Origin of the sequence: Achromobacter sp. ES-001 (genome assembly GCF_019448355.1) — a bacterium.
GTDB lineage: Bacteria > Pseudomonadota > Gammaproteobacteria > Burkholderiales > Burkholderiaceae_B > Achromobacter > Achromobacter spanius_B.
In genome coordinates this window covers 2,583,206-2,602,457 of sequence record NZ_CP079940.1, presented here as the reverse complement: position 1 = coordinate 2,602,457, position 19,252 = coordinate 2,583,206, and the positions used below count along the sequence as shown (strand labels likewise).

Genomic DNA, 19,252 nt, shown 5'->3' with positions numbered 1-19,252 from the left:
CTACGTGTTAAACGGCCACACGGTCGGATGCGTGCCCGGCGGGCTGGACGGGCGGGTCCAACGGGCCGGCGTTTCCGAAAAGCGCGCGCCATGACGCAGGGCTACCAGCTCGCCAAAGCCCGACGCCTCCGTTTCCAGCAAACCGTCAAAGTCCGGCATGCGGCAGTCCAGCCCGCCTTCCACCCTGCCCATCCCGCGCAACCAATGCGCCGTCTGCGCCAGCGACACGCGCACGTGCCAACTGCCGCCTTCCGTTGCTTGCCGCGCCAACGCCACCTGCGCGCCAAACGCCATCAGGTAGCCCGAGGCATGGTCAAGAATCTGCATCGGCAGGGGCTTGGGCGCTTCCTGGCCAGCTGCCTGCGCCTCGGCGTGGTTAAAGCCCGTGGCGGTCTGCACCAGCGAATCGAAACCCCGGCGGTTGGCCCACGGGCCCACGTTGCCATAGGCCGATAGCGACACATACACGATGCCCGGGCGGATGCGTGCGGCGTCTTCCGGCCCGAAGCCCAGCGCCGCCATCCCGCCCGGCCGATAGCCCTGTACAAACACGTGGGCGCTGCGCAGCAGGTTGCCCAGCGCGATGCGGCCGTCGGCCGTGTCCAGGTCAGCCAGCACCGAGAGCTTGCCCCGGCTGGTGTCGATGATGTTGTCGATGTTGGGCAACTGCGGCGAGTTCACCAGCATCACGTCGGCGCCATAAGCCGCCAGCGCCCGGCCACACACGGGGCCGGCGATGATGCGCGTCAGGTCCAGCACGCGAATGTCTTTCAGCGGCCGGGCGTCGTGCCCATACTTGGGCAAGGGACGCGGGTCGGCATCGCCGAGGCGCTCAATGGTCATCAAGGGTTGCGCCGCCACGGCCTGGCCCTGCGGATGGCGGTCCCATTCGTCAAAGCTGCGCATCGCGGCAACCACCAGGCCCGCGTCGGCGGCCACCTGTTCAAAGTCCAGCGCTTTCCAGCGGCTCAACGCCGCCTGGACCGCGTCGCGCGTAGTGCCCTCTCCGACGGGACAGCCCAACAGGGCCAACGCGCCGTCTCGATGGTGCGCAAAGTTGGCATGGATGCGCACCCAGCCCCCGTCACCGCACTGGTAGACGCCGCTGATCGGGTCCCAGATATTGGGCGTGACGCCGTTGATGGTGAAGTGGCTGCGGCATTCCTGCGCCGCGTGCAGCATGTCTACGCTGACCTGCTGGCGCGAGCCGCCTCGCAGATACCAGAGTTCAGCCGCTGCGAGCGCTGCGGCGGCCATGCTGGTTTGCGCGGCCGTCCCCACAGCGAACGAAGACGGCAACACCGGTTCGGCGCCCGTCAGCATCACGTGGTCGAGGGATTCGTCGGGTAAATCGAAAGAACGCCACAACCTTTGCAGGACGTCGCGCGATGTCGTGGCGGCGGATGTGCGTCCCCGTAGAAAGGACGGGCGAAGGTCCATCAGATTTCCCATAGCGTTCAACTTTTTTTCAGTCGTTGAATCGATTACATGGCGGCGGCCCAGGCGCGTCAATACAAACCTCGCGCCAGCGTGTTTCATGGTTTGACCGGTATAGGCCATGCCGCCAGGCTCGCAACATGCTGCGCGACGTCATTCGCGTCCCCACGCTACCCAGGAGAGGCGCGGGTTCCGGGCGTCACGCGAGCGGGCGCTCGGCAAGCGCCGATTCCGCGACTCCGCGCCGTCACATCTACTCGTAGTTTTTACATCGTCTTCCAAGCGCCGGGCCAATATAGAATGCCAGCCTCGACGAACGGCAGTGCCGTCCGCCCACATTCTGCCTGGATCGCCCTCCATGAATACGCTGCTCTGGCTGCGCACCGACCTGCGCATGCACGACAACCCCGCGCTGGCGGCTGCCCGTGAAAACGGCACGGTGACCGCGCTGTTCCTGGCCGCGCCCGAACAGTGGCGCCAGCATGGCGACGCGCCGGCCAAGGTGGATTTCTGGTTGCGCAACCTGCGTGAACTGTCGCGCGATCTGGGCGAACGCGGCATTCCGCTGAAGCTGCTGACGGTGTCGGACTGGAGCAACGCGCCCCAGGCGATTGCTGATTTCTGCCAGGCGCACGGCATTTCCCAAGTGCACGCCAACACCGAATGGGCGATCAACGAACGTCGCCGCGACGCCGCCGTGGCCGCCGCGCTGGACGGCATCGGCGTGGATTGGACGCTGCATCACGGCGCGACCCTGCTGCGGCCCGGCACGGTTACCACGGGCAAGGGCGACTGTTATCGCGTGTACACGCCCTATGCGCGCACCTGCCGCGAACGGCTGCGCACGGCGCCGGTGGTAGCGGTGCCCGCCCCCCGCCCGCAAACCCCGCCCAATTGGGCGGCCGACCCGCTGCCGGACGCCTTCGACGGCTTCGCCGCGCCCGGCGACGCGGTCCGCACACTATGGCCCGCCGGCGAAACTGCCGCGGGAGACCGGCTGGACGCCTTCACCGACGGCATCATCGACGCCTATAAGGACGAACGCGATTTTCCGTCCTTGCCCGCCACCAGTTGCTTGTCGCCCTATCTGGCGGCAGGCGTACTGTCGCCCGGCCAGGCGCTGCGCGCGGCGCTGGCGTCCAATCACGGCGAGATCGATAGCGGCAAGGCGGGCGCGGCCACATGGATCAACGAACTGCTGTGGCGCGAGTTCTATCAGCATCTGCTGGCCGCCTACCCCTCGCTGTCCATGCATCAGCCGATGAAGCCGGAAACCGCCGCCGTGCCGTGGCGCGACGCGCCGGATGACCTGCACGCGTGGCAGCAAGGCCGGACCGGTATTCCGATCGTGGACGCGGCCATGCGCCAATTGCTGGCGCTGGGCTGGATGCACAACCGGCTGCGCATGGTCACCGCCATGTTCCTGTCGAAAAACCTGTTGATCGATTGGCGGCTGGGCGAAGCGTGGTTCATGGCGCAGCTGGTGGATGGCGACCTGGCCGCCAACAACGGCGGCTGGCAATGGAGCGCGTCAACGGGCGCCGACGCCGTGCCGTACTTCCGCGTCTTCAACCCGCTATCGCAATCGCGCCGCTTCGATCCGCGCGGCGTGTTCCTGCGCGAATGGCTGCCCGAACTGGCCGACCTGGACGACAAGGCCATCCACGACCCCAGCCCGATGGAGCGTGCGGCGGCGGGCTACCCGATGCCGATCGTCGACCTGGCGCAAAGCCGCTTGCGTGCGTTGGAAGCGTTTGGGAATTTGCCGGCGGTGGGGTGAATGCGATCAAGCGCGGCGCGCGGCGGATCACGAACCCGCCGCCGCCTGCTTGTCCAGGCGCTTGATGAAGACCTGCAATTCCTTTTCGACCTGCTTGTCGCCGCGCGCCTGGGCGGCCGCCACGCCCCGGTCCCACGCTGCGCGCGCCTGTTCTACGTCGCCCCGCCCCAGGCAAGCCTTGCCCAGCCATTTCCAAGCGACGGAATACGCGGGGTCGAACTCCAACGCCGCGCGCAAATGGGTTTCGGCTTTTTCAAAGCTGTCTTGCTCGGCATAGGCCTTGCCCAGCGAAAATCGCAGCAACATATTGTCGGTGCCCTTGGCCAACATCGCCTCCAGGCGTTCGATCATTCCTTCCATCGGCGTGCTCCTGCTTTCGTCTTGTGCATCGTCTTGTGCAGCGTTATTGCCTGCAAGCGGCCATGATAGGACGACGTGCCGCCAAGCGCCGCAATGGCCCCAGCCCGCGCCGGGTCGGCAGCGAACTGAAAATTGCGGTTTCCGCGCGTTTCAGGACCGCCCGGCGCGGGAATGTTCGGAGGATTATCCTGTCACACCGCTTATTGCCCTTTCAGGGTCTTGCTTCATGATGCGATCACGAATGCTGCTGACCAACGTCGTGCCAATGCTGTGCCTGGCGCTGGCGAGCGTGGCAGCGGCGGCTGCTCCCCCTGCCGCGGCCACTGCCCCGCAAGAAGACACCCGCGCGTATGAAGCCGCCCTGGTCAACCGCATCACCTGGGGCGCCACGCCCGCCGAGCTGGCTCGCATCCGCGAGATAGGCGCGCAGCGCTACCTGCATGCGCAGTTGCACCCGGACGCGCACGCGCGGTTACCCGCCGAGGTGCAGTCGGCCATCGATGCACTGCCCATCAACCAGGAAACCGAACAGGACGCCCAGGCGCGGCAGCGCAAGCTGCGACAAGACGCGCGCGATCTGGATCCCCAAGCCAAGCTGCAAGCGCAGCGCGAAGCACGTGCGATATCGCGGCAGCGCGCCCAGGACGCCGCCAGCCGCGCCGTGTGGCGCGCGCTGTATTCGCCCGCCCCCTTGCAGGAACAGATGACGTGGTTCTGGATGAACCACTTCAATGTGTTCGCGGGCAAAGGCGACGTGGGCACGTATCTGCCGCAATACGAAGAGCGCGCCATTCGCCCGCACGCGCTGGGCAAATTCCGCGACATGCTGCGCGCCACCGTCAGGTCGCCCGCCATGCTGGTGTACCTGGACAACACGCGCAATGTGGCGGGGCACATCAACGAGAACTATGCGCGCGAAATCATGGAGCTGCACACGCTGGGCGTGGGTGGCGGCTATACGCAAAAAGACGTGCAGGAACTGGCGCGCATCCTGACCGGCCTGGGCGTGCATAACAGCGACAAGCCGCCCAAGGTCAAACCCGAATTGCGCGCCGGGCTGGTCCAACAGGGGCTGTTTTTGTTCAACCCCGCGCGCCACGATAGCGGCGACAAGGTGTTCCTGGGCCACACCATTCGCGGCGGCGGCCTGGACGAAGTCGATCAAGCCATCGACCTGCTAGCGCGCCACCCGTCCACCGCGCGCTTTGTCAGTACCAAACTGGCCGCGTACTTCGTGGGGGAATCGCCGCCGCCCGCGTTGGTGGCGCGCATGGCCAAAACCTTTCAGGCCCAAGATGGCGACATCGCGGCCACGCTGCAAACGATGATCGCCTCGCCGGAGTTCGCCAAGTCCTTGAAGACCGGCGTGTTCAAGGACCCGGTGCATTACGTGTTTTCTGCTTTGCGATTGACCTATGCCGACATGCCGCCCATCCGCAATCCCAAGGCGGTGTTGTCGATGCTGCAACAGATGGGCCAGGGCATGTACCAACGCCCCACGCCCGACGGCTATCCGATGTCGCAATCTGACTGGGCGGGTTCGGGGCAGATGACACAACGGTTTGAAATTGCGCGCGCCATTGCCGCCGCACCGCAGCCGTTTTATCGCACGACAGAGGCCCCGGAGCCGGTCGCGCTGCCCAAGGCGACGCCGCTGCTGGATGCCAACCCGGATCTGTTGCGCGTCCTGTCGTCCGCAACGCGCCAGGCCATGGGCCAGGCCCGAAAACCCGTGGATGCCAATACCTACCTGCTGGCCTCGCCAGAATTCATGCGCCGCTAGGAGAACGCGATGGACCGCCGCCGCTTGCTTCAAATGATGGCCACCGCCCCCCTGCTGCTGGGCGGCAGCCGCTTGTATGCGGCGCCCGCCGCGTCGGGCAACCGCCTGCTGGTCGTCTTCATGCGCGGCGCGTACGACGCCGCCAGCCTGCTGGTGCCCACGTCCAGCGACTTCTATTACGAGTCGCGCCCCAGCATTGCCATCGCCCGACCCGGGTCGGGCGATGGCGCCGCCCTGCCGCTGGCCGATGGCTGGGGCCTGCACCCGGCGCTGGCTGATAGCCTGCTGCCGTTCTACCGCAACAAGCAGCTGGCTTTTGTCCCGTTTGCCGGCACCGAGGACCTGACCCGCAGCCACTTCGAAACGCAGAACAGCATCGAGCTGGGCCAAGGCGCCCGCAAGGATGGCAACTACCGATCCGGGTTTCTGAACCGGTTGACGTTGGCCCTGGGCGCCAACGGTTCGCACCCCGCCGCGTTTACCTCCGATGTGCCGCAAATTTTGCGTGGCGATGCCCGCGTGCCCAACGTGGACCTGGGCGGAGCGAACAGAAAATCCCGCTTGAGCGACGCCGACAACCGCGCCATTGCCGCGATGTACCGCGACACGGACCTGCACGCGGCCGTGGACGAAGGCCAGCGCGTCATGGGCGCCACCCGGCAGGAACTGGACGCCGAAATGCAGGCCGCGAACGGCAACGCGGTGTCGACCGACAAGCTGGAAAAGGAAATCCGCCGCATCGCCCGCTTCATGACCGACCGCTACAACGTCGGGTTTGTGGATGTGGGCGGCTGGGACACGCACGTCGGCCAGGGCGCCGCCACGGGTGCCTTGGCCGGCCGGCTGGGACAGTTGGGGCGCGCGCTGGCGGCCTATGCCGACGCGATGGGGCCGGCCTGGGGCCAGACCACCGTCGTGGTCATCAGCGAGTTTGGCCGCACGTTTCGCGAAAACGGCAACAAGGGCACGGACCACGGTCACGGCACCGTCTATTGGGTGATGGGCGGCAACGTGCGCGGTGGCCGGATTGCCGGACGCCAGGTCCCTGTCCGCCACGACACCCTGTTCCAGGACCGCGACTACCCTGTTCTGAACGAATACCGCGCCGTTTTCGCGGGCCTGTTCGCGCGCTTATACGGGCTGGACAAAGCCCGCCTGGCGCAGGTATTCCCGGGTGTGGCCCCTGTGGATATCGGATTGGTCTGATACCCCGGCGTGCGCACGCGGCGCTACACTCCACGAGCCAATTGGCGCACCGACGCGCCCGCGTCGCAACGCCCGACACAGGAGCCCGCATGAGCACGATTTTCGATTTCACCGCCCGCGATATTCACGGGGTGGATCAATCCCTGGACACGTATCGCGGCCGCGTGCTGCTGGTCGTCAATGTGGCGTCCAAGTGCGGCTTCACGCCGCAATACGCGGGGCTGGAAGAGCTGTACCGTTCGTTCCGTGACGACGGCTTCACGGTGTTGGGCTTTCCGTGCGACCAATTCGGCCACCAGGAACCGGGCGACGAAGCCGAGATCCGTAATTTCTGCGCCACGCAGTACGACATCAGCTTTCCGCTGTTTGCCAAGATCGACGTCAATGGGGCCGACGCCCATCCGCTGTACCGCTGGCTCAAGGGCGAAAAGCCCGGCGTCTTCGGCACCGAAGGCATCAAGTGGAATTTCACCAAATTCCTGGTGGGCCGCGATGGCCAGGTCATCAAGCGCTACGCGCCCACCGACACGCCGGCGGGTTTGAAGGACGACGTGGCGCGGGCGTTGTCGGCCCCGGTGTAAGGGCTTGGGACTACGGGGCTGGGACGACGCGGCCGGGACTTCGCCCTTAGCGCAACGGCGGCAGGCGGCGGCGCACCGTATGCGCCTTGACGATGGCGGTGTTGGTTTCGGCGAACTCCGTCACGCGTTCCAGGATGCCGTCCAGATGCGAGATCGACCGCAGCACCACACGGGCGATAAAGCAGTCGTCGCCCGTGACCTTGTCGCACTCGACGAATTCCGGGATTTCCTCGATCAAGCCTTCGACGTGACGCAGCTGGCCCGGCAGCGGCCGGATGCGCACGATGGCTTCCAGCGTGTAGCCCAGCGCCACCGGGTCCACATCCAGCGTGTAGGCGCGGATGACGCCGGATTCCTCCAGGCGCCGCAGCCGGTCCGCCACGCTAGGCGCCGACATGCCTACCTGCCGAGCCAGGTCGGCCGTGGTGGTCCGCGCGTTGGCCGCCAGGGTCTGCACCAGGCGGCGATCAATACCATCCAGTACCGGGTTTTCGTTTTTTAGGTCGTTCTGCATAAATTTCACCTAAATGAAGGTTGACGAATGAAAGCGCCACGCATTCATCATATAACCGCGCCGATGCGCCTGGGATAATTTCTCCATCAAGAACGTGGCCAGACGGCCGATGGAGACCCCCTCATGACCCCCGCATCAGAACGCCTTGGCCTGGCGCAAATGGCCGCCGCCATGACCTTATCCGGCACCCTGGGCGTGTTTGTCCTGGAATCCGGTCAAAGCGCCTGGAACGTCGTTTTCTTTCGCTGCCTGTTCGGGGCCATGGCGCTGTTTATCTATTGCTGGTCGCGCGGCCTGCTCAAGCCCGGCCTGTTCACGCGCAAGACGCTGTTCTTGGCGCTGGTGGCCGGCGCCGCGCTGGTCATGAATTGGGTCTTGCTGTTCTCGGCCTACCGGCTGGCGTCCATTTCCCTGGCCACCGCGGTCTACAACGTGCAGCCCTTCTTTTTGATCGGGCTGGGCGTGCTGTTCCTGGGCGAACGCCCGTCACGCGGCAAGCTGGCGTGGTCCGTGGTGGCGTTTGCCGGCCTGCTGCTGGTGCTGCGCCTGACGGACACGCACGCCGGCGGCCAGGCCTATCTGTCGGGCCTGCTGCTGGGCCTGGGCGCGGCCGCGCTGTATGGCGTGACGGCGGTCATCGTCAAGCGCTTGAAGGGCGTGCCGCCGCAGGTGCTGGCGCTGGTTCAGGTGACGCTAGGCGCCGTGATGCTGCTGCCGATGGCGGATTTCAGCGCCGTCCCGACCGCGCCGCTGCAATGGGGCTATCTGGTGGCGCTGGGGTTGGTGCATACGTGCCTGATGTACATCCTGATGTATTCGGCCATCCAGAAGCTGCCGACCACGTCCACCGCCGCGCTCAGCTTCATCTACCCCGCCGTGGCCATCCTGCTGGACCTGGTCGTCTACGGCCAGCGCATGGAACCCATGCAGGTGGTGGGCGTGGCGATGATCTTCGTGGCCGCCGCCGGCGTCAGCCTGAACTGGACGTGGCGGCTGCCGGGCGGGTCCCACCGGGTGGTGTAAGGCGCGGGGTTTGGGGGCCGCCAAGAAACCCGCCCCCGGCCCCGGTTATTCGGGGCCGGCAACAATGCCTGCCGCTATCATGGCCTTCCACCCGCCGGCACGGCCGGCGGCGCCTTGATTCCCAGGACGCACCCCATGATCGATCTCTATTACTGGACCACCCCCAACGGCCACAAGATCACGCTGTTCCTTGAAGAAACCGGCCTGCCCTACAAGATCCACCCGGTGAACATCAGCCGCGGCGATCAGTTCAAACCCGAATTTTTGGCCATCGCGCCCAACAACCGCATCCCTGCCATCGTCGACCAGCAACCGGCCGACGGCGGCGCGCCCTTGTCGCTGTTCGAGTCGGGCGCCATCCTGCTGTATCTGGCCGAAAAGACCGGGCAGTTCCTGCCGGCCGACCTGCGCGGCCGCGCGGAAGTGTCGCAATGGCTGTTCTGGCAAATGGGCGGCCTTGGCCCCATGGCTGGCCAGAATCATCACTTCTCGGGCTACGCGCAAGAGCGCATCCCCTACGCCATCGACCGCTACGTCAAGGAAACCAACCGCTTATACGGCGTGCTGAACAAGCGTCTGGCCGACCGCGAATTCGTGGCGGGCGACTACTCCATCGCCGATATGGCGGCCTACCCGTGGATCGTGCCGCATGCCAAGCAGGGTCAGGACCTGAACGACTTCCCGCATCTGCAACGCTGGTTCAACGCCATCGCGCAACGCCCCGCCACGCAGCGCGCGTACGCGTTGGCCGACAGCGTCAACACCACGCCCTCCATCAGCGATGAGGAATCGCGCCGCATTCTGTTCGGCCAGACCGCGCAGAACCTTGCCCGCTAGCCAGGAGCACTGCGATGTCCGATCCGCAATTGGTCTTTCGCCGCGCGCGCCAGGAAGACCTGCCGCACATCGTGGCCCTGTTGGCCGACGATGAGCTGGGCGCCAAGCGCGAAGACGCCTCGGTGCCGCTGAACCCGCGCTACACGGCTGCCTTCGCCGCCATCGCGCAGGATTCCAACCAGTTCCTTGCCGTGGTTGAGCAAGGTCCACACCTGGTCGGCTGTTTGCAGTTATCGTTCATACCCGGCTTGTCGCGGTTGGGCCTGTGGCGCGGCCAGGTCGAAAGCGTGCGCATCGCCTCGTCGGCGCGCGGCCAGGGTCTGGGTCGGGCCATGTTCGAATGGGCCATCGACCAGTGCCGCGCCCAGGGCTGCGGCCTGGTCCAGCTGACGACCGACCGCGCGCGCCCCGATGCGCGCCGGTTCTACGAAAGCCTGGGCTTTACGGCCAGCCACGACGGCATGAAGCTGAACCTGTAGTTTTTGTTCATTGATTTCGCAAGGAGCGCCCATGCATGGCGAATACAAAGTCCCCGGCGGCAAATTGGTTGTCGCGGATCTGGAAGTGCGCGACGGCCGCCTGGCCAACGTACGCATCAGCGGCGACTTCTTTCTAGAGCCGCCCGAAGCGCTGGAAGCCATCAACAGCGGCTTGAACGGCATGCCGGCCGATGCCGGCGAACTGGAATTGGCGGTGGCGGTGCAATCCGCCCTGCCCGCCGATGCCGAACTGTTCGGCTTTTCGGCCGAAGCCGTGGCCGTGGTGCTGCGGAGGGCGCTCGCATGACGCGCACCGACTGGAACGATTACGACTGGCAATTGATCCACGAAGGCCCGCAGGCGCCGTCGCTGCACATGGCGCTGGACGCCGTCATTACCGATGAAGTGGGCGCGGGCCAGCGCCCGCCCACGCTGCGCATCTGGGAATGGGCGGCGCCCGCCGTCGTTATCGGCCGTTTCCAATCCCTGAAAAACGAAGTGGACCCCGACGGCGCCAAGCGCCACGGCATTGAAGTCGTGCGCCGCGTCAGCGGTGGCGGTGCGATGTTCATCGAACCGGGCAACTCCATTACCTATTCGCTAAGCGCGCCGCAAGCCCTGGTGCACGGCATGAGCTTCCAGGAATCCTACGCATTCCTGGACGCCTGGGTTTTGACGGCGTTGCAGGGCCTGGGCATCAAGGCCTGGTATCAACCCCTGAACGACATCGCGTCCGACATCGGCAAGATTGGCGGCGCGGCGCAAGCCCGACGTGCGGGCGCGGTGCTGCACCACGTGACCATGTCGTACGACATCGACGCCGATAAAATGGTCGAGGTTTTGCGCATTGGCCGCGAGAAACTGTCCGACAAAGGCACCACCAGCGCGAAGAAACGCGTGGACCCGCTGCGCACGCAGACCGGTCTGGCGCGCGAAGTCATCATCGAGCGCATGCTGGAAACTTTTGCCGGCCTGCATCGTCTGACTCCGGGGCAAATCGGCAGCGACACGCTGGCGCGCGCCCAGCAGCAAGCCGATGAAAAGTTCTCGACGCCCGAGTGGACGGGCGTGGTGCCTTGACGGCAAGATCTTGATTTTGTGGAGGTAGTTCAATGCGTCGCACATTCACGCCGCCAGGCGGGATAAGCGGTCTGATCCTGGGCGCGGCCTTGTTGGCGCTGGCCGGCTGCGGCAGTACGCCGCCTGCCAACATCACCCTGGCCGCGCCCGCTTCGACCACCCCGGAAAAAGTGGGCGACCTGTCCACCGAGCGGATCAAATGGGCGTCGAACAAACCGGGCTGCGAAGGCGACTGCCCGCGCATTGAAATCGACAGCGTGGCGTTTCCGGGCATACCCAAATTGACGGCGTTGGTGGACCACGTGCTGGCCTACATGACCGGCACCGATGCCAATCGGCGTGGCCCCTACAACACGCTGTCGGAATACACCCAATACTTCTGGTCGACCGCGCGCGCCCGCGACGCCACGTATTTCAAGGCGTCGGTGAAAGACACGGTGGGCGACATCGTGGCGATTGAATTGCACACCGAGCAATTTTTGACGGGCGCCGCGCACGGCATTCCGGCCACGCAGTATTTGAACTGGGAGCGTTCGCGCGGCCGCGTCATGAGTCTGGATGAAGCGTTGATCCCAGGCCGGCGCGCGGAATACGTTGCGGCCTTGCAGCGCGCGCATGCCAAATGGCTGACGGGCAACCCCGACGCCAAGCGCGATCCCGCCGCCTACAACAAGATGTGGCCCTTCCAGGAAAGCGACAACTTTGCGTTGACGCGCGACGGCATCGTCGTCAAATACGACGCCTATTCGATTGCGCCCTACTCGCACGGCGAACCGGAACTAAGCATCCCTTATGCCGACCTGCGCGGCATCCTGAAGCCGGAACTGCTGCCCACGTCATAGGCCAATGCCAAGACCGGCAACGGGCGCATGGCCCAATGCCGGTCAAGGATGCGTGCTCAGCGCGGCGCAAGGCCTTGTGCAGGCCGAGGTTCGGGTGAGCGGACTGAGAGTGGAGCTAGGGAGGTGGCCGCTTTTTTCGCGTCTGTGGCCGGGTAAGACGCCCAGTCCGCTCAATACAACCGCGGCAAGAACGGGCCGGCGGCGCGCGCCACGCGCGCGCGTCGCCGGCCTGCCGCGATGGCTTAGAAGCGGTGGCGCACGCCCACGATGCCGACGGTGCTCTTGACGCCGTCAACAAACGCGAAGTCGGTCGCGTACGAACCCAGCGCGTACAGGTTGGTGCGCTTGGACAGGTTGTACGTGTAGCCGATGCTGTAGACGTTCATCGTCGAATCGTTGCCGGCGGTCAGCGGGTTGCCGTTCGGGTCGGCACGCTGCCACGACGCCAGGATGCTGCTGGCGCCCAACGGCACGGTCAGGCCGACCAGGTACGAATTGGCCTTGAAGCCGGACACGGCAACGTTGGTGCCGAAGCTGCTGGCCGTGGGGCTGCCGCTGCCGAACGAGTTGATGCTTTGGCCGGTGAACCAGCCGTCGCGCGTCTGGCCAAAGCCCAAGGCCAGCTTGACGACTTCGAAGTCGTAGGCGGCGGCGATGGACCAGGACTTGGGCGTGGCATCCGTGCCCAGCTGGTTGGCCGGGTTCAGTTGGTCGTACGTGGCGGCGACGTTCAGCGGGCCGTTCACGTAACGCAGGCCGGTCGTGATGGCGCGCGTGTTGTCAGCAGTCTTGAAGCCGGTTTGCGCGGCGGTCGTGTCGGACGCGTTGAACGAGTAGCCCACGCCAAACTGGAAGCCGCTGAACGACGGGGTCGAATACTGGACCATGTTGTCGTAGCGGACGGTGTTGGCGGCGCTGAAGGCCACGCCCACGTTGGCTTGGCCATAGCTGCCCGAGAACGGGTCGATCGAGGCCAGGTACTTGGATGCGATGTTGGTCTGGCGGCCGAATTCCAGCAGGCCCCACGAATCGGCCTTCAGGCCGACAGTGGCTTGGCGGCCGAACAGGCGACCGCTTTGGCCGGATTGGCCGTTGCCCGAATTGAAGCCGCTTTCCAGCGTGAACACGGCAGACAGGCCATCGCCCAGGTCTTCGGCGCCACGCAGGCCCCAACGCGAGCCGCTCGACACGCCGTTAACCATGCCGACCTTGGATTCGTGATAACCGTCGCCCTTGATGCGCTGGTAGCCGATACCGGTGTCGATCAGGCCATACAGCGTTACCGAGGTTTCCGCTTGGGCCACGCCGGTGACGGCGGCCAGGAGCGCGGTTGCGAGCAGAGTCTTTTTCATTACATATTCCCTTTGATTGAACATACCCAGGCCGCGTGCCGACTTGCTGGGCAAGCGGCGCATGGCGCATGGCAGGAACGAATTCTAGGGACGCTATGTGTCAGAAAATGATGCGGTACGGCTAGTGGCCCCGATTCGCGAAAAAAAAGCCCCACTGTGGTCAGCGCTCCACAACCGGAAAGAATGCCGGTGCGGCCACGAGCACGTCACCAGAGCATGTTATGAAGGCCGCACTGGCAATGCAATCACGGCATCACCGAGCGTGGTTCGGCGCGGGTTGGAGTGTTGTTTCGGCGCAGTTTCGACCCGGGTTTGGGCGTCGGCCCAAGCGTCGCTTCGTCCCTTAACGCGGACCTTTCAGCGGCAGCAGGCGGCGGTAGCCGGGCGGCAGTGGCTCGGCCGCGTGTTCGCTTACGGCGCGGGCCAGGCGTTGTTCCAACTCGGGCGGGAATGGCGTGGCGCGACGCGTGTTCAGGTCCACATGCAAGGACAGCTGCTCCATGGTGGCGGCCAGGTAGCCGTCGCGGGTCTGGGTCAGTTCCATCAGGCAGAGCACCCGCTTGTTATCCGATTCCAGCAAGCGCACGCGCAGCATCAGCGGGTCACCGGCCAGCACTTCGCGCAGATAGGCCACGTGCACGTTCATGGTGTAGATGCCGCAGCGCGTGGCCTCGGTGTAGTCCAGCCCCACGCCCACCTGCCCCAGCAGCTCAAAGCCCACACGATCGAAGATGCCGACATAGTGCGCGGCGTTCAAATGGCCATACGCGTCGATCCAGGCGGGGTCCACGGTAAGTGTCGTGGACGGCAGGGCTTGAGTCATGAAGGTCTCCGGGTGGCGATAGGGGGGAAGTGTCGATGGGCGCCGGCGGCTGCGACCGGCCTGGCGATGGGCTCAGCTTGGGTATAGGCCTGGACCTTGGCCTGGACCATGGTCTGGGTCGGGGCTCGGCTTTGAGCTTGGGCTCCAGCTCCGGCACATTCTATTCAGATTGCGCCGGCCATGCCCCAATGGAAATCGCCCCTTGCGGGGCGATTTCTCTTTTTGTCTGCCTCGGCCTCCTCGGCGCCGCGTCAATGACGCCACGCCGATTCAGTCATCACGGATACAGGCCGCGCACCTGGCGCGCTTGCAGGATGCGCGTGCAAGCCACGATGAACGCGGCGGTGCGCAGCGTTACCTTGTGTTCCTTGGCCACCTGCGACACCGCGCTGTAGGCTTCGCGCATGATGCGTTCCAGGCGCTGGTTGATCTCTTCTTCGCTCCAGAAGAAGCTGGAGAAGTCCTGCACCCATTCAAAGTACGACACCGTCACGCCGCCGGCGTTGGCCAGCACGTCCGGCACCACATACACGCCGTGTTCGAACAGGATGTCGTCCGCTTCCGGGGTGGTGGGGCCGTTGGCGCCTTCCACCACGACCTTGGCGCGCACCTTGGCGGCGTTGTCGGCGGTGATCTGGCTTTCCAATGCGGCCGGGATCAGGAATTCGGTTTCCAGCGTCCAGAACTCGTCCTTGTCCAGCGCCTGACCACCCGAGAAGCCGCCCACGCCGCCATGTTGCGACACGTGCGACAGCAGCTTGTGGACGTCCAGACCGGCGGGGTTGTGCACGGTACCGGTGTGATCCTGGGCGGCAATGACCTTGGCGCCGGCTTCATGGAACAGACGGGCAGCGGTGCCGCCCACGTTGCCAAAGCCCTGCACGACCACGCGCGCCTTGGACACGTCGATGTTCAGGTCGCGAGCGGCTTCGCACGCCACCACGAACACACCACGGCCGGTGGCTTCGACACGGCCCAGGCTGCCGCCCAGCGCGATCGGCTTGCCGGTGACCACGCCCGTGGCGGTGGCGCCTTCGTTCATGGAATAGGTGTCCATCATCCAGGCCATGGCCTGGGCGTTGGTGCCGACGTCGGGGGCGGGGATGTCTTTGGACGGCCCGATGATGACGCCGATTTCGCTGGTGTAGCGGCGCGTCATGCGTTCCAGTTCGGATTGCGACAACGTGCGCGGATCAACGCGGATGCCACCCTTGGCGCCGCCATAAGGCAGGTTCACGGCGGCGTTCTTGACCGACATCCATGCGGCCAATGCCATCACTTCGGAGAGCGTCACGTCTTGGTGGAAACGCACACCGCCCTTGCCCGGGCCGCGCGACACGTTGTGCTGCACGCGATAGCCTTCAAAGTGCGCGATGGTGCCGTTATCGAGTTCGATCGGCACATCGACGATCAAGGCGCGCTTGGGACGCTTCAGCGTCTCGACCCACCGACCCAAGGTGCCGAGGTACGGGGTGACCCGGTCGACTTGTTGCAGGTAATTACCCCAGGGGCCGAGGTCATCGGCATTCAGATAAGACGGCAAGGCATGGGTGGGAGTGTGAGACATGAGCATGATCTCCTGACAAAGTTGCGCCATTTTATCCACGAAAACTATAGCGTCCCTATTTAAAACCTAAATATTTTTAATAGGGACGCATAGCTGTGGCGGATACCGTACGGGTCACGAGCCCGGCTCGAAAACTGACCTATCCTAAGCCGCGAACGCGCACGCGTCTAGCCTCGGTCAACCGCAAGCCGCGCCGGCCGGGCGTTACCGGAACAGCGATGAAAAAAGGGGCAGCCCCGTTCAGGACTGCCCCCCTTTCACCGCGCACCACTTCACGGCGCCATCAGCTGCCAAGCCAATCGCGCCGCCGCGCGCGCGCCATGGCCGTCCACGTCAAAGCGCGGGCTGTACTCAGCCATGTCGGCCACCCGCAGCTTGCCGCTGGCCTTCACGCGCAGCACGATTTCCTCAACAACGGCCATCGGCACCCCGTAGGGCGCGGGCGCGGACACGCCGGGCATCACCGCCGCCGGCAACACGTCCAGGTCGATGGTCAGGTACACGTGGCGCGCGCGCGCCAGCAACGCGTCCACGTTGGCCAGCCGAGCTTCCAGATGGCGCTCCTGCATGTCGCGGTCTTCTACCCACACGGCGCCCACCTCGGCGGCGCGGGCGTACAACGCCGGCGTGTTCGCCAGCCGCGAGACGCCCAGGCAGGCATATTGCAGCGCCCGCCCCTCGGCTTCGCAGTAGCGCGCGATCTGGTCAAAGGGCGTGCCGGAACTTCCCGGGCGGCCGGTACGCAGGTCGAAGTGCGCGTCCAGGTTCAGGACCAGCACGGGTTCGGTGTCGCCGCGGGCTTGCAGCCAACGCGCCAACCCCTGGAAAGTGCCCCAGGCAATTTCATGCCCGCCGCCCAACACCAACGGGCGGGCGCCCTGCCCCAGCAGTTCCGCCACGCGCAGGCCCAGGCGTTCTTGCGCGTCTTCCAGCGCATCGCCCTGGCACACCACATCGCCGCCGTCCAGCAGCCGGGCTAGCCCATGCGCCGGCAAGCCGGCCAGGAATTTGCGGATGCCCGCCGGCCCTTCGGCCGCGCCGACACGCCCCTGGTTACGCGCCACGCCCGCGTCGCAAGCAAACCCCAGCAGGACGGGTTCGCCCTTGTTTGCCTGGCCAGCTTCCGCCTGAACGATATGCGCCAAGCGGCGCGTGTCGCCCTGTTCGGCGCTGTCGTCGCGCGCCTTCCACACGTTCTGATCCCGCTGTGCCGCGCTCATGCCGCCGTCCCCTGACTCAATACCGCTTGCAGGAATTCACGGGTGCGAGCCTCGCGCGGTTCAGTAAAGATCACTTCGGGCGGGCCGGATTCCAGGATCACCCCGCCGTCCATCACCGCCACCACGTCGGCCACATCGCGCGCGAAACCCATTTCGTGCGTGACGACCATCATGGTCATGCCTTCACGCGCCAGCAGTTTCATCACCTGCAGCACTTCGCCCACCAGTTCGGGGTCCAGCGCCGAGGTCGGCTCGTCGAACAACATGACCTTAGGCTGCATGGCCAGCGCGCGCGCAATGGCCACGCGCTGCTTCTGCCCGCCCGACAGGCTGGCCGGCATGGCCGCCATTTTCTGCACCAGCCCCACCTTTTTCAGCAGGTCTTCGGCCAGCGCATTGGCCTGGTCGCGCCCCATGCCCCGCAGCGTGCGCGGGCCCACCGTAACGTTATCCAGCACGGACAGGTGCGGAAACAGGTTGAAGCTCTGGAACACCATGCCCACCTGCATGCGCAGCTGGTTCAGCGCGGCCTCGGGCAGCAGCGTGCCGTGGTCCAGCAAGGTCTGGCCGCAGATGTCCACGGTGCCCGCCTCGGCCACTTCCAGGCCGTTGCAGCAACGCAGCAGCGTGCTTTTGCCCGACCCGCTAGGGCCGATCACCACAACTACCTGCGACGGCAGCACGTCAAAGTCGATACCCTTGAGCACGGCATGCTCGCCGTAGGATTTTTCCAGGCCGCGGATGCGGATCATTTCCTGCGGATTGCCTAGCGGGTTCATTGCACCATCCCTCCGGCGCGCAGGTGCTTTTCAACCCTGCGCAAAATCAACATGGCGGCGGTGGTCAGCACCAGGTAGATCAAGGCCACCACCAGATAGGTCTCCAGCGACCGATACGACACGCTGATGATCTTCTGCCCTTCGTGCATCAGGTCGTGAATGGTCAGCAGCGACACCAGCGCCGAATTCTTGATCAGCGCGATGAACTCGTTGCCCAGCGGCGGAATCATGCGCACGACCGCCTGCGGCAGGATGATGATGCGCATGGCCTGGCCGGACGACATACCCAGCGAACGCGCGGCTTCAGTCTGGCCACGGTCCACCGACTGAATGGCGCCGCGCACGATTTCCGACACGTAGGCGCCCGAATACATGCCCAGGCCCAGCACGCCGCAAGCGAACGCGGGCAAGGTCACGCCAAACTGCGGCAGACCAAAGAACCAGATAAACAGCTGCACCAGCAACGGCGTACCGCGAAAGAACAGCAGATAAACGCTGCACAGGTTGTAGATGACGTAGCGCTTGGGGTTGAGCCGGCCGACGCCGACCAACAGGCCCATGACACAGCCCAGCAGCAAGGCGCCGGCGGTTACCTCCACGGTAACCACCGCGCCCCGCATCAGGCTGTCGAAGTCGGCAAAGACGGGGGCGAATTCCAGGTTCATTTCTTGGGCGCCTCGAACCACTTGTTCACGATGGCCTGGTAGCTGCCGTCCGCCTTCAGCTTTTTCAGGGCGGCGTTCAAATCACGGGTCAGCTCGGGCTTGCTCTTGGGCACGGCGATGCCGTAGTCCTCGGTCGTCACCTGGTCGTCCAGCACGGTCAGGCCGGTGGTGCTTTGTGCGAACAGCTTGGCGGCGGGCTTGCCCGTCACGGCGGCGTCGGCGCGGCCGATCTGCACCAGGTTGAACATTTCCTGGTTCTTCTCGACTTCCACGCGCTGCACGGCCGGCAGGTGTTCTTTCAGGTAGTTGACCGACTTCGTGCCCACCTGCACCGACACCTTGCGGCCGTCCAGGTCCTTGAGCGTCTTGATGGGGCTATCGGTCTTGGTCAGCACGACCAGGCCGCCGGCGTAGTACGGGTCGGTGAAGTCCACCACCTTGCTGCGCTCGGGCGTGATGTAGATGGCGGACACGGCGATGTCGGCACGGCCGGCTTGCAAGGCGGGGATCAGGCCCTTGAAATCGATGTCGATCCACTCGACCTTCTTGCCCATGGCGCCGGCCAGCGCTTCGACCAGCTCGATGTCAAAGCCGGTGCGCTTGCCGTCCTTGACGAACTCCATCGGCGGGAACGTGGCGTCGGTAACGGCGCGGATGGTTTCCTGGGCATGCGCCGCGCCGGCGCTCCAGGCAAGGCCCAGCGTCAGGGCGGCGGTCAACAATGTGCGGCGAGTGGTCATGGTGAGTCCTATGCGAATGGGTACGGCGGTGAGTACGGCTAGAGGGATGCGGCGGAACAGGCGGCCAAAAGGGCCGGCCCGCGGATGCGGCGGAACAGGCGGCCAAGGGGACGGCTAAACGAAACGGCTGGGGCGACAGTGCAACGACATATTCGATTGGGATCGGGCGGCAGCGCCCGGTCAG

20 protein-coding genes are annotated in these 19,252 nt (G+C 65.2%); 10 read left to right on the top strand and 10 right to left on the bottom strand.

Translation table 11 applies throughout. The annotated features are described in order from the left end of the window. Nucleotides 1–1,452, bottom strand: a complete 1,452-nt coding sequence (locus KYT87_RS11805) for a CoA transferase (protein ID WP_219992285.1) — start codon at nucleotides 1,450–1,452, stop codon at nucleotides 1–3. A 343-nt stretch (nucleotides 1,453–1,795) separates the two neighbouring features. Here KYT87_RS11805 and phrB point away from each other — a divergent pair, with 343 nt between their 5' ends. Then, nucleotides 1,796–3,217 carry a deoxyribodipyrimidine photo-lyase gene (gene phrB, locus KYT87_RS11800; protein ID WP_219992284.1) on the top strand — a complete coding sequence of 474 codons (1,422 nt, stop codon included), beginning with the start codon at nucleotides 1,796–1,798 and terminating at the stop codon, nucleotides 3,215–3,217. A 27-nt stretch (nucleotides 3,218–3,244) separates the two neighbouring features. Here phrB and KYT87_RS11795 read toward each other — a convergent pair whose 3' ends face one another. Further along, entirely contained in the window at nucleotides 3,245–3,577 is a 333-nt protein-coding gene (locus tag KYT87_RS11795) for a tetratricopeptide repeat protein (RefSeq protein WP_104145663.1), read from the bottom strand. 226 nt (nucleotides 3,578–3,803) lie between these two features. On the opposite strand from KYT87_RS11795, the gene KYT87_RS11790 reads away from it, so the two are divergent. From KYT87_RS11790 to KYT87_RS11780, 3 genes are all read left to right on the top strand, one after another. Next, the gene (locus KYT87_RS11790; protein WP_219992283.1) at nucleotides 3,804–5,360 is read left to right on the top strand and encodes a DUF1800 domain-containing protein; all 1,557 of its coding nucleotides are present in this window, start codon (nucleotides 3,804–3,806) and stop codon (nucleotides 5,358–5,360) included. A gap of 9 nt (nucleotides 5,361–5,369) precedes the next feature. Then, the gene (locus KYT87_RS11785) at nucleotides 5,370–6,566 is read left to right on the top strand and encodes a DUF1501 domain-containing protein (RefSeq protein WP_046806831.1); all 1,197 of its coding nucleotides are present in this window, start codon (nucleotides 5,370–5,372) and stop codon (nucleotides 6,564–6,566) included. Between the two features lie 89 nt (nucleotides 6,567–6,655). Then, nucleotides 6,656–7,147, top strand: coding sequence for a glutathione peroxidase (locus tag KYT87_RS11780; protein WP_120155072.1), 492 nt, complete (start codon nucleotides 6,656–6,658; stop codon nucleotides 7,145–7,147). A gap of 46 nt (nucleotides 7,148–7,193) precedes the next feature. Here the strand turns inward: KYT87_RS11780 and KYT87_RS11775 are convergent, their stop codons facing one another. Then, nucleotides 7,194–7,661, bottom strand: a complete 468-nt coding sequence (locus tag KYT87_RS11775) for an Lrp/AsnC family transcriptional regulator (RefSeq protein ID WP_046806829.1) — start codon at nucleotides 7,659–7,661, stop codon at nucleotides 7,194–7,196. Nucleotides 7,662–7,784: 123 nt separating this feature from the next. Here KYT87_RS11775 and KYT87_RS11770 point away from each other — a divergent pair, with 123 nt between their 5' ends. The 6 genes from KYT87_RS11770 (at nucleotide 7,785) to KYT87_RS11745 (ending at nucleotide 11,922) form a co-directional block, all read left to right on the top strand. Continuing rightward, nucleotides 7,785–8,684, top strand: coding sequence for a DMT family transporter (locus KYT87_RS11770; protein ID WP_120155070.1), 900 nt, complete (start codon nucleotides 7,785–7,787; stop codon nucleotides 8,682–8,684). Between the two features lie 135 nt (nucleotides 8,685–8,819). Next, the gene (locus KYT87_RS11765; RefSeq protein ID WP_120155068.1) at nucleotides 8,820–9,521 is read left to right on the top strand and encodes a glutathione S-transferase N-terminal domain-containing protein; all 702 of its coding nucleotides are present in this window, start codon (nucleotides 8,820–8,822) and stop codon (nucleotides 9,519–9,521) included. A 14-nt stretch (nucleotides 9,522–9,535) separates the two neighbouring features. Then, on the top strand, nucleotides 9,536–10,000 hold the full coding sequence (locus tag KYT87_RS11760) for a GNAT family N-acetyltransferase (RefSeq protein WP_219992282.1): 465 nt from the start codon (nucleotides 9,536–9,538) through the stop codon (nucleotides 9,998–10,000). A gap of 31 nt (nucleotides 10,001–10,031) precedes the next feature. Continuing rightward, complete coding sequence (locus KYT87_RS11755) at nucleotides 10,032–10,307, top strand: lipoate protein ligase C-terminal domain-containing protein (RefSeq protein ID WP_046806825.1); 276 nt, start codon at nucleotides 10,032–10,034, stop codon at nucleotides 10,305–10,307. Beyond that, a complete protein-coding gene (locus KYT87_RS11750; RefSeq protein WP_143215538.1) occupies nucleotides 10,304–11,080 on the top strand; it encodes a biotin/lipoate A/B protein ligase family protein in 777 nt (258 codons plus the stop codon). Before KYT87_RS11755 ends, KYT87_RS11750 begins: the two co-directional genes overlap by 4 nt. 32 nt (nucleotides 11,081–11,112) lie before the next feature. Continuing rightward, complete coding sequence (locus tag KYT87_RS11745) at nucleotides 11,113–11,922, top strand: RsiV family protein (RefSeq protein ID WP_046806823.1); 810 nt, start codon at nucleotides 11,113–11,115, stop codon at nucleotides 11,920–11,922. Nucleotides 11,923–12,164: 242 nt separating this feature from the next. Here the strand turns inward: KYT87_RS11745 and KYT87_RS11740 are convergent, their stop codons facing one another. The 7 genes from KYT87_RS11740 to KYT87_RS11710 all read right to left on the bottom strand — a co-directional run bounded on the left by KYT87_RS11740 (nucleotide 12,165) and on the right by KYT87_RS11710 (nucleotide 19,068). Further along, a complete protein-coding gene (locus KYT87_RS11740; protein WP_046806857.1) occupies nucleotides 12,165–13,274 on the bottom strand; it encodes a porin in 1,110 nt (369 codons plus the stop codon). A gap of 343 nt (nucleotides 13,275–13,617) precedes the next feature. Continuing rightward, on the bottom strand, nucleotides 13,618–14,097 hold the full coding sequence (locus tag KYT87_RS11735; RefSeq protein WP_104145656.1) for a thioesterase family protein: 480 nt from the start codon (nucleotides 14,095–14,097) through the stop codon (nucleotides 13,618–13,620). A gap of 277 nt (nucleotides 14,098–14,374) precedes the next feature. After that, nucleotides 14,375–15,664 carry a Glu/Leu/Phe/Val dehydrogenase gene (locus tag KYT87_RS11730; protein ID WP_104145655.1) on the bottom strand — a complete coding sequence of 430 codons (1,290 nt, stop codon included), beginning with the start codon at nucleotides 15,662–15,664 and terminating at the stop codon, nucleotides 14,375–14,377. A 272-nt stretch (nucleotides 15,665–15,936) separates the two neighbouring features. After that, entirely contained in the window at nucleotides 15,937–16,884 is a 948-nt protein-coding gene (hutG, locus tag KYT87_RS11725) for a formimidoylglutamase (protein ID WP_219992281.1), read from the bottom strand. Next, entirely contained in the window at nucleotides 16,881–17,663 is a 783-nt protein-coding gene (locus KYT87_RS11720) for an amino acid ABC transporter ATP-binding protein (protein ID WP_046806819.1), read from the bottom strand. Before KYT87_RS11720 ends, hutG begins: the two co-directional genes overlap by 4 nt. Then, nucleotides 17,660–18,328 (bottom strand): amino acid ABC transporter permease, encoded by a 669-nt coding sequence (locus KYT87_RS11715; protein ID WP_046806818.1) that lies wholly within the window; start codon nucleotides 18,326–18,328, stop codon nucleotides 17,660–17,662. Before KYT87_RS11715 ends, KYT87_RS11720 begins: the two co-directional genes overlap by 4 nt. Then, nucleotides 18,325–19,068 (bottom strand): transporter substrate-binding domain-containing protein, encoded by a 744-nt coding sequence (locus KYT87_RS11710; RefSeq protein ID WP_046806817.1) that lies wholly within the window; start codon nucleotides 19,066–19,068, stop codon nucleotides 18,325–18,327. Before KYT87_RS11710 ends, KYT87_RS11715 begins: the two co-directional genes overlap by 4 nt. Nucleotides 19,069–19,252: the final 184 nt, after the last annotated feature.

Bases quoted from the DNA above. Each gene is read 5' to 3' on its own strand.
- KYT87_RS11805 (WP_219992285.1), bottom strand. From the start codon at position 1,452: ATGGGAAATCTGATGGACCTTCGCCCGTCCTTTCTACGGGGACGCACA.
- phrB (WP_219992284.1), top strand. From the start codon at position 1,796: ATGAATACGCTGCTCTGGCTGCGCACCGACCTGCGCATGCACGACAAC.
- KYT87_RS11795 (WP_104145663.1), bottom strand. From the start codon at position 3,577: ATGGAAGGAATGATCGAACGCCTGGAGGCGATGTTGGCCAAGGGCACC.
- KYT87_RS11790 (WP_219992283.1), top strand. From the start codon at position 3,804: ATGATGCGATCACGAATGCTGCTGACCAACGTCGTGCCAATGCTGTGC.
- KYT87_RS11785 (WP_046806831.1), top strand. From the start codon at position 5,370: ATGGACCGCCGCCGCTTGCTTCAAATGATGGCCACCGCCCCCCTGCTG.
- KYT87_RS11780 (WP_120155072.1), top strand. From the start codon at position 6,656: ATGAGCACGATTTTCGATTTCACCGCCCGCGATATTCACGGGGTGGAT.
- KYT87_RS11775 (WP_046806829.1), bottom strand. From the start codon at position 7,661: ATGCAGAACGACCTAAAAAACGAAAACCCGGTACTGGATGGTATTGAT.
- KYT87_RS11770 (WP_120155070.1), top strand. From the start codon at position 7,785: ATGACCCCCGCATCAGAACGCCTTGGCCTGGCGCAAATGGCCGCCGCC.
- KYT87_RS11765 (WP_120155068.1), top strand. From the start codon at position 8,820: ATGATCGATCTCTATTACTGGACCACCCCCAACGGCCACAAGATCACG.
- KYT87_RS11760 (WP_219992282.1), top strand. From the start codon at position 9,536: ATGTCCGATCCGCAATTGGTCTTTCGCCGCGCGCGCCAGGAAGACCTG.
- KYT87_RS11755 (WP_046806825.1), top strand. From the start codon at position 10,032: ATGCATGGCGAATACAAAGTCCCCGGCGGCAAATTGGTTGTCGCGGAT.
- KYT87_RS11750 (WP_143215538.1), top strand. From the start codon at position 10,304: ATGACGCGCACCGACTGGAACGATTACGACTGGCAATTGATCCACGAA.
- KYT87_RS11745 (WP_046806823.1), top strand. From the start codon at position 11,113: ATGCGTCGCACATTCACGCCGCCAGGCGGGATAAGCGGTCTGATCCTG.
- KYT87_RS11740 (WP_046806857.1), bottom strand. From the start codon at position 13,274: ATGAAAAAGACTCTGCTCGCAACCGCGCTCCTGGCCGCCGTCACCGGC.
- KYT87_RS11735 (WP_104145656.1), bottom strand. From the start codon at position 14,097: ATGACTCAAGCCCTGCCGTCCACGACACTTACCGTGGACCCCGCCTGG.
- KYT87_RS11730 (WP_104145655.1), bottom strand. From the start codon at position 15,664: ATGTCTCACACTCCCACCCATGCCTTGCCGTCTTATCTGAATGCCGAT.
- hutG (WP_219992281.1), bottom strand. From the start codon at position 16,884: ATGAGCGCGGCACAGCGGGATCAGAACGTGTGGAAGGCGCGCGACGAC.
- KYT87_RS11720 (WP_046806819.1), bottom strand. From the start codon at position 17,663: ATGAACCCGCTAGGCAATCCGCAGGAAATGATCCGCATCCGCGGCCTG.
- KYT87_RS11715 (WP_046806818.1), bottom strand. From the start codon at position 18,328: ATGAACCTGGAATTCGCCCCCGTCTTTGCCGACTTCGACAGCCTGATG.
- KYT87_RS11710 (WP_046806817.1), bottom strand. From the start codon at position 19,068: ATGACCACTCGCCGCACATTGTTGACCGCCGCCCTGACGCTGGGCCTT.